This window comes from Streptosporangium sp. NPDC005286, from assembly GCF_040607515.1.
Taxonomy (GTDB): domain Bacteria; phylum Actinomycetota; class Actinomycetes; order Streptosporangiales; family Streptosporangiaceae; genus Streptosporangium.
In genome coordinates this window covers 17,994-32,352 of record NZ_JBEXGU010000008.1, presented here as the reverse complement: position 1 = coordinate 32,352, position 14,359 = coordinate 17,994, and the positions used below count along the sequence as shown (strand labels likewise).

The following is a 14,359-nucleotide window of genomic DNA, read 5'->3' as shown; positions in this document are numbered from 1 at the left end:
TCCGTTTCTTCCTCTCCCCCTGGGCTCACCCCAGGTCGATGTGCTCCACGGGGGTGTCCTCGCGCTCCCGTGTCCGCTGGCCGGGCGCGGGTTTGCCGAGCCCCTCGACCGCCGACTTGAAGGCGGCGAACAACTCGGTACCGGCCTGCATGAGGTGGTCGGTGACGGCGGCTCCCGACTCACGCTGCGCGGCCATCGCGCGGCAGACGGGGCAGGCCCGGCAGATGTACTCCTCGGGCTCGGAGACCGCCTCCTCCCACACGTCCCGCTCTCTTCCTCGACCGCCACCGGAGAACGCGCTGCCGAAACCGGTCATCGTGCCCTTGATCAGATTCTTGCCCAGTTCCCTGGCCGCCTTCTGCTGCAGCGTGTCGAAGAGTTTGAACGCCTCCTCGGCGGCGGTGCCCAGTGGGTCCCTACCTGCTTCGGCCCGCTCCTCACGCACCCGCTCGTCTCGCCCGGCGCGCTCGTCTCGCCCGCGCTCCTCGTTCCCGCCCGGCTCCTCGCGCTCGCCGGGGCGGCCCCACGGGGTCCAGCCGGTCCGCTCCTCGCGCCGGGCCCGATCGGCGCGCTCGAACCACTCGGCGCGCGCGTCGCGCTCGGCCTGCTCCGAGGTCGGGGGCCGCCCGGAATCCGAAGCCTCGGCCACGACCTCGATCCGCTCGACGGACTCGGTCCTCACCTCAGCCGACTCGACCGGCTTGACAGGCTCGGCCGATCCGGTACGCCCGGACTTCGCGGCTCCCCCGGCAGGCTTCGCGCGGCGGCTCTTCTGGACCTTCTCGGCGCCTCCGGTGTCGACGGCCTCGGCGGCGACCTCCGGCGTCACGACGTCAGCGACCTTACGCGGCCTTCTGGGCGCACGCGGCTTCGAGGCCTTCCCGGCGCCTCCGGTATCGGCGACCTCCGGGGTCACAACGTCAGCGGCCTTACGCGGCTTTCTCGGCGCACGCGGCTTCGGGGTCTTCTCTGCGTCATTCGTGTTATCAGTCATCAGGCCCTCCCGCTTCGAACCGTACCCGGAGAAATCCATCTCGGAGCGCGGCTTCCCGCACCGACCTGCGAGCCAGCGCGGCGGGCAGGGCCAGGACCCGGCGGTAGGAACCGGCGTTGACGATCAGTTCGTCGCCCTTGCGCGCCAGATCCACCTCGTTCTTGTCCGCGAGCGGCAGGGCCAGGATCAGCTCGCCCTCGGCGGTGATCCGCAGCGGCGGGTCGACGGAGGGCGGGGCGAAGGGGTCGCTCCCGCGGTACATGGCCTCGGCGACACCGGCGAGGGCGTCGAGGCCGACGGGCTCGGCCTCGAGGTAGGGCACGGTGTGCACGGGCAGCGGCGCGAAGGACTCCTCGACCTCGGCCAGGTGCAGGGCCTGGGCCCGCACCCACCGCTGCCGCCACTCGTCGGCGCCCTCCGAGGGGAAGACCCGGTTGGCGATCACCGCGTCGACGCGGTAGCCGTACAGGCTGAGGGAGGTGAGCGTGCGGCGGGCCTCGGCCAGCACGACGGCCTCCGGGGTGAGCACCAGCCGGACACTCGCGCCGGGCCCGGTGAGCAGCTCGCGCACCTCCAGCAGCCCCCGGTGGAGCCGCTCCCCCGCGCCCACCACGTGGTCTTCCGGCACGCTGACCTGCGCCAGGCGGCGGATCAGCGGGGAGAGGGTGCGCAGCAGCCGCCTGCCTACGGGCAGCAGCCGGTTCACGTGCCAGTCGAGGGCCTCGGGCAGGGCCAGCAGCCTGAGCGTCTCGGCGGTCGGGGCGCAGTCGATGACGATGACGTCCCACAGCCCGGTGCGTGCCTGCTCGCGCAGTTCCAGCAGCGCGATGACCTCCTCGGCGCCGGGCAGCACCGTGATCTCCTCGGCGGTCACCTCGTCGAGGCCGAGCTCGGCGAAGACGCCCCTGGCATAGTCGCGCAGCTCGCCCCACTGGCGCTCCAGCGCCCGTTGGGTGTCGACCTGATGCAGGGAGAGGCCGGGGGCGATCTCGGTGGGCTCCGTCGCGGCGGGCACGCCGAGGGCGTCGGCCAGCGAGTGGGCGGTGTCCGTGGAGACCACCAGGGTCTTGAGGCCGGACCGGGCGGCGAGGGTGGCGGTGGCCGCGGCGGCGGTCGTCTTGCCGACGCCGCCCTTGCCGGTGAAGAGCAGAACCCGGCTCACGTCATCCTCCCGAGGGACGGTTCCGCGACCTCATCGGGTCTCGACGCGCTTCTTCAGCCCCTTCAGGGCGGTGTCGACGATGACCTTCTCCGCCTTCCGCTTGATCATGCCGATCATCGGCACCTTGAGGTCGACGGCGAGTTCGTACGTCACCTCGGTGCCGCCGCCCGCGTCGGTGAGACGGTAGCTCCCGGTGAGCCCGGAGAGCATCTTCCCCGCCTCGGCAATGCTCCAGTCGACGGACTCGTCGCCGTTCCAGGTGTAGCGGAGGGTGTACTCGTCGCTGATCACACCCGCGTCGAGGACGAACCTGACCGTGGCCGGGCGGCCGTCCTCCCCGGTGGAGAGGATCCGCGCGGACTTCACCTGGCCCGCCCACTGGGGGTAGGAGGGGAAGTCGGCGATGACCGCCATGATGGTCGACCGGTCCGCGCCGATCGTGATGCTGGAGGTGGTGCGATCAGCCATGGGCCAACCGTACTGCTTCACGATCGTCCGCGTACGCCCGGCGGGGCCGGTGGTGGCTACCACTCCAACGCGAAGGGAACGCCCCTGTTCCTGAAGTGCCCCACGTTGAGGCACTCGGTCCTGCCGACCCGGGTGCGGGCGGCGAGGGGCTGGTGCACGTGACCGAAGAGGGCGTAGCGCGGCTGGGTCCGCCGGATCGCCTCCAGAGTGGCCTCGCTGCCCCGCTCGAACCGCCGGGCCACCACGTCGTAGAGCAGCTCGGGGATCGCCGGCGGGATGTGGCAGCAGAGCACGTCGACCTCGCCGACGGCCTCCACCTTGCGGGCGAACTCCTCCTCGTCGATCTCGTACGGGGTCCGGTACGGGGTGCGCAGCCCGCCCCCGACGAAGCCGAAGCGCAGGCCGCCGATCTCCACGGTCTCGCCGTCGAGCACCCGGTGGCCCTCGCGCACGTACTCGGGCCAGTAGTGCGGCAGGTCCACGTTGCCGTAGGTGAGGTAGGCGGGGGTCGGCATCGCGGCGAAGATCTCACCGTACTGCCGCCTGACGGAGCGCTCGATGTGCTCGCGCGGGCCGCCCTCCAGCGACGCCCAGAGCGCCGAGGACATCGCCCGCGCCTCCTCGAACCGCTTGGCCGTCCGCAACGCGATGAACTCCGCCGCCCGCTCCGCCCCGAAGAGCTCGGCGAAGATGCCCTGGGAGTGGTCGTCGTAGTCGACGAACAGGATCAGGTCCCCCAGGCAGATCAGGGCGTCGGCGCCGTCCCCCGCGCGGGCCAGCGCGTCGGCTCTCCCGTGTACGTCGCTGACGACATGAACCCGCATGCCGGACATCCTAACCACCCACAAATACCGGCCTAAGTAACAAACCTCACACGGCGGCGCGGCCAATGACTCCAGGCGAGAGCAGTTGGTACGGTGAAATCGCCTTTCATAACGCCTGGGTGACGAATTTACTCATGCGTAACTTATCGCGATAGCTTCCAGGCAGCCCATCGATCCGTGCGTCTCCAGGAGTGATCCGTGCGCGAGTACAGCGTCCCCGTGCTGGTGGATGTCCCCGCCTCCGCCAACCTGACCGACACGGTGTTCCGGCGTGCCGAAGAGGAGCCGGGCGCCGTCGCCCTGCGCCGCAAGGTCGGCGACGACTGGGCCGCCGTCACCGCCCGCGAGTTCCGCGACCAGGTCGCGGGAGTGGCCAAGGGCCTGATCTCGGCCGGCGTCGAACCCGGCGACCGGGTGGCACTGATGTCGCGCACCCGCTACGAGTGGACCGTGATCGACTACGCGATCTGGTCCGCCGGCGCGGTCAGCGTGCCGATCTACGAGTCCTCCTCGGCCGACCAGGCCTCCTGGATCATCTCCGACAGCGGCGCGAAGGCCGTCTTCGTCGAGCTGGACTCGAACGAGGAGACGGTCCGCGAGGGCATCTCGGAGCTGCCCGGCCTCAAGGACGTCTGGCGCATCGAGGGTGGCGCCCTGGACGAGCTGACCGCGCTCGGCGCCGAGGTCGGCGACGACACGCTCGCCGAGCGCAGGTCCAGCCGCGGTATCGCCGACCTGGCCACCATCGTCTACACCTCGGGCACCACCGGCAGGCCCAAGGGCTGCCGGCTGACCCATGACAACCTGCTGTTCACCGCCAGGAACGTCGCGCACGGCCCGCTGGAGCGCCTCTTCACCGTGGACGACAGGGCGGCGCTGCTCTTCCTGCCGCTCGCGCACGTCTTCGCCCGCATCATCGAGATCGTGCTGATCGAGACGGGCACGGTCCTCGCGCACACCCCCAACATGAAGAACGTCGGCCCCGACCTGCAGGCTTTCAAGCCCACGTTCCTGCTGGGCGTGCCCCGCGTGTTCGAGAAGGTCTACAACACCGCCGAGCAGAAGGCCACCGCCGACGGCAAGGGGAAGATCTTCCACGCCGCGGCGGAGACCGCCGTCGCCTGGAGCAGGGCGGAGTCCACCGGCGGCGCGGGGCTGGGCCTGAGGCTCAAGCACGCCCTGTTTGACAGGCTCGTCTACGGCAAGCTGCGCGCCGCGACCGGCGGCAGGCTGACGGCGGCCGTGTCCGGCGGCTCCGCCCTGGGCGAGCGGCTCGGCCACTTCTTCCGCGGCGTGGGCATCGAGGTGCTTGAGGGCTGGGGCCTCACCGAGACCTCGGCGCCCTCCTCGGTCAACCTGCCGGGGGCCAACAAGATCGGCACCGTCGGCAAGCCGTTCCCCGGCGTCACCATCGGCATCGGCGAGCACGGCGAGGTGCTCGTCAAGGGCCGCCATGTCTTCGAGGGCTACTGGAACAACGACGAGGCCACCGCCGCGGCGATCGACAAGGACGGCTGGTTCCACACCGGCGACATCGGCGAGCTGGACGGGGACGGCTACCTGCGCATCACCGGCCGCCAGAAGGAGATCATCGTCACCGCCGCGGGCAAGAACGTCGCCCCGGCCCCGATGGAGGACCACATCCGCGCCCACCCGCTGATCAGCCAGGCGATGGTGGTCGGCGACGACAGGCCGTTCGTCGCGGCGCTCATCACGCTCGACGCCGAGGCCCTGGAGCAGTGGAAGGCCGCCAACGGCAGGACGGACGCGGACCTCGCCACCCTCAGCTCCGACCCGGCCATCGTCGCCGAGGTGCAGAAGGCCGTGGACAACGCCAACAAGTTCGTCTCCAGAGCCGAGCAGATCAAGAAGTTCACCGTGCTCGACGTCGACATCAGCGAGGAGAGCGGACACCTCACCCCGACCCTCAAGGTCAAGCGCGCCGTCGTGATGCGCGACTTCGCCAAGCAGGTCGAGTCCCTCTACGGCTAGTCGGGGGCCTCCACGGACTCCAGAACGCGGGCGAAGCGGGAGGCGGCGAGCTCCCAGCTCCACTCGCGCGCGACCCACTCGCGCCCGCGTTCACCCATGGCACGTGCCCCGGCCGGATCCTTGAGCAGGTCGACCAAGGTCGCCGTGACCTCGTCCGGACGGGTGCCGTCGACGACCAGGCCGGTCTGCCCGCGTAGCACGGCGTCGGGGGCGCCGCCCGAGGAGCCCGCCACCACGGGCAGCCCGCTGGCGGACGCCTCCAGATAGACGATGCCGAGCCCCTCCACGTCGATACCGCCCAGGCGGGTACGGCACGGCATGGCGAACACGTCGCCCGCTGCCAGGTAACCGGGCAGCGCGGCCTCCGGCACGGGGCCGGTGATCTGGGCCGAGCCGCCCATCGGCCTGGCCAGCCGCTCCAGGGTCCTGCGGTACGGGCCACCGCCGACGATCAGGAGCATCGCGTCGGGAACGTCCCGCAGCACGCCGGGCCAGGCTCGCAGCAGCGTGTCCTGGCCCTTGCGCGGCACCAGCCTGGACAGGCAGAGCACCACCGGCCGCTCTCCCAGTCCGAGCGCCGCGCGCGCCTGCTCTCTCCCGGCCTCGGGCGCGAACACCTCGGTGTCGACGCCGGGCGCGAGCCGCACCAGCTTGTCCTCGGGTATCACCCTGGCCAGCCGCTGCCGGGTGTACTCCCCCAGGTAGGTGACCACGTCGGCGTGCGCGCCGATCCTGGCGAGCACCCGGCGGCCGATCGGGAGCGCCGTCCAGCCCGCCTCGTGGCCGTGGGTGACCATGACGACGCGGCGGACCCCGGCCTCGCGCATCCTGGGCGCGAGCAGCCCGAGCGGTGCCGCCGCCCCGAAGACCACGGTCTCGCAGCCGAACTCGGCGATCAGTGCGGCCGCCCGGCGGGCGACGGCGGGGGTGGGCAGCATCAGCGAGGTGGGGTGCCGCACCACGGGGTAGGGCTGCCGCAGGTCGAAGTCCTCGCTGCCGGGCCACTGGGGGGCGTAGACGACGACCGAGCCGGGCGGGCGGCGGGCGATGAGACCGTACACGAACGACTGGATCCCCCCGGCGCGGGGCGGGAAGTCGTTCGTGACCACCAGCGTGCGCCTCATGGCTCGGAGAGACCGTTCAGCCGGGCCCAGGAGCGCGCCAGCGCGATGCGCTGCGGCGCGCTGGGATGCGAGGCGTAGAGCACGTACTCCACGAGGTCGGGCGACAGATCCGAGATGTTGGTGACCGCCAGCCGTTTCTGCATGGCGACGAACGTCGCCGGATCCCTGGTCAGGTCCAGCGCGTGAACGTCCGCACGGGCCTCGATGTGCCGGCTCACCAGGTTCTGTGCCGGTCCTGACAGCACCGTGGCCAGACTGAGCAACCCCATGACCAGGCCCACCGCCCTCGGGTCGCCGATGGAGGAGATCCCCGCGCGGCGCCGCACGACCCCCGCCGAGGTCACCACGTAGAGCAGGCACGCCCCGAACGCCGCGCCCAGAGCTCCGACGAGCGTACCGGAGAGCACGTCGCCCGCCTTGGCGTGACCGAGCTCGTGCGCGACCACCAGCTCGACCTCGTCGGCGGGCGCCCGGAGCAGCGTGTCGTAGACGACGATCCTGCGGGTCGCGCCGAACCCGGAGACGTAGGCGTTGAGCGCGGTGGTCCGCCGGGAGGCGTCGGCGACGAGCACGTCCTCCACCGGCACGCCGTCCCTGGCGGCCATGGCGAGCAGGTCGTCGCGGAGTTGTCCGGCCTCCATCGGCCTGAAGTCGTTGAAGATCGGCTCGATGAGCACCGGATAGGCGAAGGAGGCCGCCACCGTCAGCGCGAACGCGCCGGCCGCCGCCGGGATCCACCAGCGCCGGTAGCGCCGCGCCAGCGCGACCACCGCCAGAACCATGATCGCGGTCAGCGCGGTGCCGACACCGATGCTCTTGATCCGGTCAGTGGTCCAGGTCGGCCAGGTCTGGGTGGACAGCCCGAAGTCGCGCAGGTAGGTCTCCGACCACATCCCCAGCGGCCAGCGCAGCATCGCGACGGCCACCGACAGCGCCAGCACGCCGAGCAGCGCCCGCAACCACCACGGCCCCCGCAGCCGGCCGACGAGCCGCGCGCCCAGCGGGGTGCCCACCAGCACCCCCGCCACCACCAGCGTCAGGCCGAGGGAGAGGTAACCCGGTACGCTGACCAGCTTGTCGAACGCCTCGGACCTGGCGATCTGCTCGGCCGTGAAGTCGCGGGCCGGATCGGGGACGACCGCCGGGGCCCCCTCGGGCAGCTCCTGCCAGGGCGTGGTGAACGCCACGACCGCCAGCGTGACCACCCCCAGCGCGGCCAGCGCCCACCCTGCCGGCCGCACGCCCGAGGGCGCGTCCGTCGTGCTCAGCGTCATCAAACACCTCCAGCGTGGAGCCCGAACCCGGGGCCCCGTCCTTTGGATCTTCTGCCTGCCGCGGTCGGCCGGACGGCGCCTCGCCGAGTCGTCACCGGTCACCGCGGCACGCCGCGGCTCCCTCCCGTGCCTCGCGAGGCACCCGCCGACCACTCCTCGCCACGGCGAGATCCGCCAGGTGAGCCCTGGACCGGGAAAGGACACAAGGATGTCAGGCGAGTTCCTTTTCGAGGTAGTCACGCCACGCCACGGTGAGTTGGGCAGGCGACAGGCCGAGCGTGCCGGTGACATCGCCACCGTAGAGCCTCACCAGAGCCTTCTCGCCGAAGCGCTCCGCGATGAACCGGCAGGCGAGCCAGGCCTCCTCGTACGCCTGCGCGAGCCGCGGGGCGCCGGGGGCGAAGTCGGCGGGACCGGGGAGACGGGCGGGCAGGACTCCGGCGCGCACCTCGGCGGCCAGCTCGGCGGCGGCCGTCCGCACCGGGATCCCGGCATCGCGGTAGCCCACGTAGTCGGCGAAGCCCTCCGACAGCCACATCGGCACCCGGCCGCCACGGGTCGCGCCGGTGGCCACGTGCACGAGTTCGTGCGTGATCACCACGTCCCTGCCGGTCGTGCTGAGCCTCGCGTAGCCCGAGGGCAGGACGATCACCCGGTCCGCGGTCGCCATCGCGGCCAGGCCCCGGGTGCTCTCCGCTCCGGCGAGTGCCGCGGCCTCGGCGTCGGTGGCGGGGAACAGGATCATCGCTCGGACCGGCCCCCAGATCGCCGCGACCGCGCGGCGGGCCCGGTCGGCCCTGGCGGCCAGGTCCCGCAGGACGGCGGGCGCGACGTCGTGGCCGATCACGAGGGAGTGCTCGCCCCGGACGACGACGGCGGCACCGGGCCACAGGTCGCGAAGGTCGACGGGGAGTTCTCCGGCGCGGTGGAGAGGGTCGTGAGGAAGCGGGCCGGCTCCGGCCAGGAGAGGACCCGTCCCGGCCAACGGGCCCACGCTCATCAGCGCCAGCATCCCGGCGAGCACGGTGCGGCGCCCCTTCGGGACGGACATAACGATGTGATGCTAGCGGAACGTGGACCGGCGCTCCGGCCCTCGGGCCGGAGGTGAAGGCCCGCACGGGAGTGCCCGCCGGGGCGCGAGCGTGCCCTGACCTGCCGCGTTCTGCCGCCGGAGCGGAACGTGATCCGGTAGCGCGGATCCGCGCCGGCCCAGGCCGCCGGCCACGCGCTCGCGGCCTTCGCCGGAAACGGAGCGGCCCCGTCCCCGCACATGTGAGGAACGGGGCCGACGCCCCTGCTCAGGCTCCGGGCCGGACCGCTCCGGCGAAGGAGGACCGGTAGTACCCCTCCAGCTTCACGATCCGGACCGTCTTGCCGCTGCTCGGCGAGTGGACCATCCTGCCCTTGCCGACGTACATGCCGACGTGGCCCTTTCCGCTGAAGAACATCAGGTCACCGGGGCGCAGGTGGCTCCACGAGACCTTCTTCCTGATCGCCCGGTACTGGCTGTGCGTGATCCGGGGAATGGACACGCCCGCCTTGCGCCAGGCGTATTTGACGAGCCCCGAGCAGTCGAACGCGCCGGGACCGGAGGCGCCCCACCGGTACGGATCGCCGACCTGCTTCTTGGCCGTCGAGACGGCCTTGCGAGCCCGAACCTTCTGCAGGGCCGCCCTGCTCATCTTGGTCTTGACCTTGGTACCGGCCTTGGCCTTGGGCACGGTTCTCTTCGTGCTCTCGGCCTGCTCGGAGACTCCGGCCGCGGTGTTGACCAGGATCTCAGGGGTGCTGTCCGTCGTCGCCCTGGCCGCCGTCGGCCCCAGGGTGACCGCTCCGGCTGAGGCGGTCAGGGTGAGGGCGATGCCGCCGAGGGAAAGGCGGAAAAGGCGCGACAGACGGGTGTTACACGGGGTGGTAGACAGGATTTCTCCTTGGTGCTTCCACTGATGCCTACCGGGTTAGCTGACGGGTTCGGGCTTGGAAGATGCCCTACGGCGCAAATGCGCTGATTCACCCCTGGCCACGCTGTGTCGGGCCTTTTGGGTCCCCGGTTCCATGCCTCCTGGCTGCATAGATTCGGCGGGCCGCCGTGATGAGGTCCGTCCCCGGCAGGGGAACGGCGGCCGGTTGGATTTCTATAGGGACACCGGCCCGAAGACCGACATTCACCGCGACGGCATGGCTTGCACGTCGCGAGGCCAGAAGTTACCCCGATCTCCAACCTTCGGCAAAGCATTCGCCAAACAAGAAGATCAATAAGCCTTCGTGATCTTCCTGTTACCCCTGCTTAATGGCCATTTATGCTATTGAGATATGACTCTCGTCACACCCCCGGAATCACGCCCGACAAATCGCGATTTCTGTAATGTTCATCACATTTGCCATAATTCACGGTTGAAGCCGCGAGGGCGCCCTCTCCCGCCGCGGAGCATGGGTCAGCGCCGGACGCACGTGTAGGCGCCGTAGATCGATTCCCTGAAGTCCGCCTCGACGATCTCGAACCCGGCGGCGTCGAACATCGGCTCGAGAAGCCACCGGAAGGTGCTGTACTCGGTGCGCAGATGCTCGGCGTAGTCCTCGCGGGTATAACCCAGCGCGGGATCGTCGGCCGCGCCGTCGAGCCAGCGGCCGAGCACGGCGTCGGCCTCGGCCGGCCGGAAATCGAAGATCAGATCGCGCAGGCGCAGGACGCCCCCCGGTCGTACGATCCGCGCGATGCGGTCGAGTGCGACCGCCTTCCAGAAGTCGGGGAGCTGATGGAGGGCGTGACGGGTGTAGACCGCGTCCGCGGGTGGCCCGGCGTGCTCGTAGGAGAGAAAGCCCGCCCGCACGCATTCGAGGTTGGCCAGGCCGTCCTCGGCGGCCCGGACGGTCAGGAAGTCGTGCATCGCCGGGGAGACGTCGACCGCCACCACGCGCCGGAACCGCCGCGCCGCGGCCAGCGCGAACTGCCCCGTCCCCGCGCCGAGTTCCACGACCGTCGCCGTCTCCCCCAGGCCGCGCCCGGCGAGCGCGGCGAGGTCCTCCCCCGGATCGGGCCTGCCCTGCTTGCGGTCGAACCCGGCGACGAACGCGGCGTCGAGGTGCTCGGGACCGGCATGGGCGAGTTCGTCGAGCATCCATGAAGTGATCATGTTCCGATGCTGGCAGCGCCACCGCGCGCGACGCACCCGGTTTTCCGGCCGCCGGGACCCGCGCACCGCGCGTCAGGGGCGGACGGCTCCGACGAGGCGACGGCCGTAGGCCGAGAGCGGGACGACCTTGACGACGTCGCCGGTCTGCGGGGCGTGCACGATCTGCCCGTTGCCCGCGTACATGCTGACGTGGCCCAGGCCCTCACTGAAGATGAGGTCGCCCGGCTGGAGGTCGTTCAGCGAGACCTTGCGGCTGGTGCCCCAGCTCCACTGCTCCCAGGTGGTACGGGGGAGGCTGACCCCCCCGCTGCGCCAGGAGGCCTGGACCAGGCCCGAGCAGTCCCAGCCGCCAGGCCCCGTGCCGCCGTACTGGTAGGGCTTGCCGACCTGCGCGAAGGCGAACTGCAGGGCGGCGCGGGCGTTGCCCGAGGCAGGGCCGCTGTACTGGATCCCGGTGCTCTCGGGATTGCCCGTCTTGAAAACGTTGAGTTCGCGCAGGAGCTTCGTCTGAGCCCTGACCATCTTGTCGGCCTTGGCCTTCTCCTTGGCCAGTTCGCCGCGCGTCTCGTCGGCCTCGCTCAGCGCGCCCTTGGCCAGGTTCCTGTTGAGCCGCAGCGCCTTGGTGGCCTCGTCGAAGGCGCTCAGCGACTGGGCCCGGGAGGCCGACATCTGGTCGACCGAGGCCAGGCCGCTCAGCAGCGCGCCGGGGTCGGCCTGGTAGATCATGCCTTCCCAGCTGTTGACCGCGCCGAACTGGTAGGTGCTGACCGCCATCGCGACGAGCTCCTTGCGCAGCCCGGCGACCTGCTCGCTCTGCCGGGCGAGCTCGCTGTTCAGCGTCACGTACTTCTTCTTGGCCCGCTTCCACTTCTCCGAGGCCTGGTTGTACTTCTCGACGATCTGGTCGGCCTGCTCGTTGAGCTTCTCCAGCTTCTTCTTGGCCTGGGCGAGTGTCGGCTTCGGCTCCGCGGAGGCCCCGCTCACCGGCACCATCAGCAGCGCGAGGGCGAGCCCGGCCGCCACCGGTATCCGAATGAGTCCAACCGGCATACCCGCCACGGCCACGTCAACGCCTCCAGACTGCACAGACCTGCGGCGAATAGTACAGAACAAGTAAGGTTTAGATCACCTTTTCCCGTGTTTAGCCCTATAGCTGCAGGTAGCAGTCCCGGTCTCCCTGGGGCCCCGGATCGCCCGGTCAGCAGGCGGCGATGTCGCAGATCTTCGCGGTCATCTTCCTGGCGTCGCTCAGCTGCCTGGCCCAGTCGCTCTTCGCCGGCTTGGAGTACTCACCGCCCCAGAGGTAGACCAGGACCGCGTTGCCCTTCCTGACCAGCACGCTGCGGTCACCGCCCACGCCGGCCTTCTTGCCGTAGTAGACCTGCCCGGAGACCTTCAGCGCCTCGTCCCCGAGCCCGGTCAGGCGTGAGGAGACGTAACGGTAGGTGGAGCCCGCGTTGGTGTTGGAACCACAGGTGGTCAGGGCGGAACGCAGCTGGGCCACGGCTCCGGCGGCGGCGGCCTTCGAGCGGTACAGGATCACCTGCTCGACCTTCAGGAAGTCCGGGACGCCGGTGAAGGTCACCGTCCGCGCGGCGGTCCTGCCGGTCGCGGCCAGCGCGGCCCTGTCACACGGGTTGACGGCCAGCCGGGCCTTCGCCGAGTTGCTGACCGTCCAGTTGGTCTCGGGGTTGTCGTCCTTCTTCGCGGCGTCCTTCTCGTACAGCAGGAAACCCTTGGGAATGCCGGCCGCCGCAGCCGCGGCGGCGGGCGTGGCAACGGTCGCCCCGATGGCCAGAACGGCGACGGCGAGCGTTATGATCTTCTTCATCGAGTGCCCCTGGGGAGATCGAAATACCTTCCGGTGGTTCGATGCGCCGTCACCGGGAAAGGTTCACGCCCGCCCCAGACGTCTGAGAAGAAGCAGCGAGGGAACCGGCCGGGCGCCCATCCTGCGGACCGACTCGGCCACCTCCCGATCCGAGGAGACCACCGCGACCGCGCGTCCCGTGGGCTCGGCGCGGACCAGCTGGCGGATCAGGTCGTCGGCGATCTGCCCGGGGGCGCTGAACATCACCCGTACCCCCCTGGGTGCCGACACCGGGACCGGCCCGTTCAACTCGGCGCCGTCGAAAACGCAGGTCAGCTCGGTGCGGGTCTGCGCGTAGAGCGCGCCGAGGCCGGTGAGAAGGCGATTGCGCTGGTCGGCGAGGGTGAACGTACCGTAACCGGTCTTGGTCACGTTGTAGCCGTCGACGATCAGGTGGATCTGCGGCAGCGCGAGCAGCTGGTCGAGCAGGGCGGGGTCGTCGTCGGCGAGCGCTCGCGCGGGAACCGCCTGGACCCCCTGCCTGCCCGGCGCCACCGAGGCCACCGAGTCGGCGGGACGGTGGATGCCGGAGGGCAGGGCGAGCTCCCTGCGGAGCCCCGCGGCGGCGTCCTGCAGGGCGTCGAGCAGCATGCGGACCTTGGTGTCCTCCACGCTGCGGCCCTCACGGGCCGCCCTGCGCGTCGACTCCAGCTGACGCTCGGCGTCGGCCAGCCGCTCGCGCAGACGGCGCAGCTCGCTCTCCACGCTGCTCCCCGCCGAGACCGCGGCGGCCTTCGCCTCCTCCGCCGCCTCCCAGGCGTCGGCGGCACGCGCCTCCGCCGCCCTGGCCCGCTCCCGGGCCTCGTGCAGCCTGCGGCGCAGGTCGGAGACCTCCGAGCGCGAGGCCTTGAGCTGCTCGCGCAGCCGTTCGGACTCCTCCTTGGCCGCGCTCTTCTGGCCGGCCAACTGCTCACGCAGCCGGGAGAGCGTCTGCTCCTGCGCGGAGCCCTCGGCGACGGCGGCCGACCGCTCCAGGTCCGCGCGGGCCGCCTCCACCATGGCCGCCCAGCCGGGCGGCCGGGTCAGGTAGGCGGCGGCGGCCACCATGACGGGCTCGGCGGCCGGCGGGACCGCACCCTCGGCGAGACTCGCGACCAGCTCCGGCCAGCCCGCGGTCAGCGTCTCCGCGACCAGCTCGCGGAACTTCTTGTCGGTCTCCAGTTGCGCGGCGATGGGCGCGCCACCCAGCCTGGCGCGTTTGCGGGGGTCGAATTTGGCGATCCCCTTCAGCGGCGGCGGCACCGAGGCGGCGGGCATGGAGCCGAGGATCTGGGACGCCAGTTCCACGACGTGTAAGCGAACCTGCTCGGGTAACGGACGAGACAGGCCCTCTCCGGCTGAACTCATCACGGCCCCTACTCGGATCGGTCTTCACGTCAAGGGTACGGCTAGCGCACCCTGACCCCGACCTGACCGTAAGGCGGACGGCGGCCGACCCGGCCGTGAACTCTTTATGGACAAGCGCTTGCTCTTAGGTTACGACTGTGCGGATCGCCTTGTGACGCACGCCACCCGGG

General features: G+C 70.9%; 13 protein-coding genes and 1 riboswitch. Of the genes, 1 reads left to right on the top strand and 12 read right to left on the bottom strand.

The features are described 5' to 3' along the window. Nucleotides 1-25: 25 nt before the first annotated feature. The 4 genes from ABZU75_RS05115 to ABZU75_RS05100 form a co-directional block, all read right to left on the bottom strand. Nucleotides 26-829 carry a hypothetical protein gene (locus ABZU75_RS05115; RefSeq protein WP_355549669.1) on the bottom strand — a complete coding sequence of 268 codons (804 nt, stop codon included), beginning with the start codon at nt 827-829 and terminating at the stop codon, nt 26-28. Between the two features lie 157 nt (nt 830-986). Continuing rightward, the gene (locus tag ABZU75_RS05110; protein ID WP_355549667.1) at nt 987-2,156 is read right to left on the bottom strand and encodes an ArsA family ATPase; all 1,170 of its coding nucleotides are present in this window, start codon (nt 2,154-2,156) and stop codon (nt 987-989) included. A 30-nt stretch (nt 2,157-2,186) separates the two neighbouring features. Beyond that, nucleotides 2,187-2,624 carry an SRPBCC family protein gene (locus ABZU75_RS05105; protein WP_355549665.1) on the bottom strand — a complete coding sequence of 146 codons (438 nt, stop codon included), beginning with the start codon at nt 2,622-2,624 and terminating at the stop codon, nt 2,187-2,189. A 56-nt stretch (nt 2,625-2,680) separates the two neighbouring features. Beyond that, nucleotides 2,681-3,448, bottom strand: coding sequence for a metallophosphoesterase (locus ABZU75_RS05100; RefSeq protein WP_355549663.1), 768 nt, complete (start codon nt 3,446-3,448; stop codon nt 2,681-2,683). A gap of 198 nt (nt 3,449-3,646) precedes the next feature. On the opposite strand from ABZU75_RS05100, the gene ABZU75_RS05095 reads away from it, so the two are divergent. Then, nucleotides 3,647-5,440, top strand: a complete 1,794-nt coding sequence (locus tag ABZU75_RS05095) for an AMP-dependent synthetase/ligase (RefSeq protein WP_355549661.1) — start codon at nt 3,647-3,649, stop codon at nt 5,438-5,440. Here the strand turns inward: ABZU75_RS05095 and ABZU75_RS05090 are convergent. The 8 genes from ABZU75_RS05090 to ABZU75_RS05055 all read right to left on the bottom strand — a co-directional run bounded on the left by ABZU75_RS05090 (nt 5,437) and on the right by ABZU75_RS05055 (nt 14,129). After that, the gene (locus ABZU75_RS05090) at nt 5,437-6,564 is read right to left on the bottom strand and encodes a glycosyltransferase family 4 protein (protein ID WP_355549658.1); all 1,128 of its coding nucleotides are present in this window, start codon (nt 6,562-6,564) and stop codon (nt 5,437-5,439) included. The genes ABZU75_RS05095 and ABZU75_RS05090 overlap by 4 nt on opposite strands. After that, complete coding sequence (locus ABZU75_RS05085; protein WP_355549656.1) at nt 6,561-7,838, bottom strand: M48 family metallopeptidase; 1,278 nt, start codon at nt 7,836-7,838, stop codon at nt 6,561-6,563. The genes ABZU75_RS05090 and ABZU75_RS05085 overlap by 4 nt, the downstream gene beginning before the upstream one ends. 211 nt (nt 7,839-8,049) lie before the next feature. Next, entirely contained in the window at nt 8,050-8,889 is an 840-nt protein-coding gene (locus ABZU75_RS05080; protein ID WP_355549654.1) for a hypothetical protein, read from the bottom strand. A 247-nt stretch (nt 8,890-9,136) separates the two neighbouring features. Beyond that, the gene (locus tag ABZU75_RS05075; protein ID WP_355549652.1) at nt 9,137-9,559 is read right to left on the bottom strand and encodes a C40 family peptidase; all 423 of its coding nucleotides are present in this window, start codon (nt 9,557-9,559) and stop codon (nt 9,137-9,139) included. 211 nt (nt 9,560-9,770) lie between these two features. After that, nucleotides 9,771-9,930: riboswitch (cyclic di-AMP (ydaO/yuaA leader) on the bottom strand. A 343-nt stretch (nt 9,931-10,273) separates the two neighbouring features. Beyond that, nucleotides 10,274-10,972: a class I SAM-dependent methyltransferase gene (locus ABZU75_RS05070; protein ID WP_355549649.1), complete on the bottom strand. Its 699-nt coding sequence runs from the start codon at nt 10,970-10,972 to the stop codon at nt 10,274-10,276. Between the two features lie 72 nt (nt 10,973-11,044). Then, the gene (locus ABZU75_RS05065) at nt 11,045-12,022 is read right to left on the bottom strand and encodes an NlpC/P60 family protein (protein ID WP_355549647.1); all 978 of its coding nucleotides are present in this window, start codon (nt 12,020-12,022) and stop codon (nt 11,045-11,047) included. A gap of 148 nt (nt 12,023-12,170) precedes the next feature. Continuing rightward, complete coding sequence (locus ABZU75_RS05060; protein WP_355549645.1) at nt 12,171-12,803, bottom strand: hypothetical protein; 633 nt, start codon at nt 12,801-12,803, stop codon at nt 12,171-12,173. Between the two features lie 63 nt (nt 12,804-12,866). Further along, nucleotides 12,867-14,129 (bottom strand): NYN domain-containing protein, encoded by a 1,263-nt coding sequence (locus ABZU75_RS05055; RefSeq protein ID WP_355549643.1) that lies wholly within the window; start codon nt 14,127-14,129, stop codon nt 12,867-12,869. Nucleotides 14,130-14,359 lie beyond the last annotated feature (230 nt).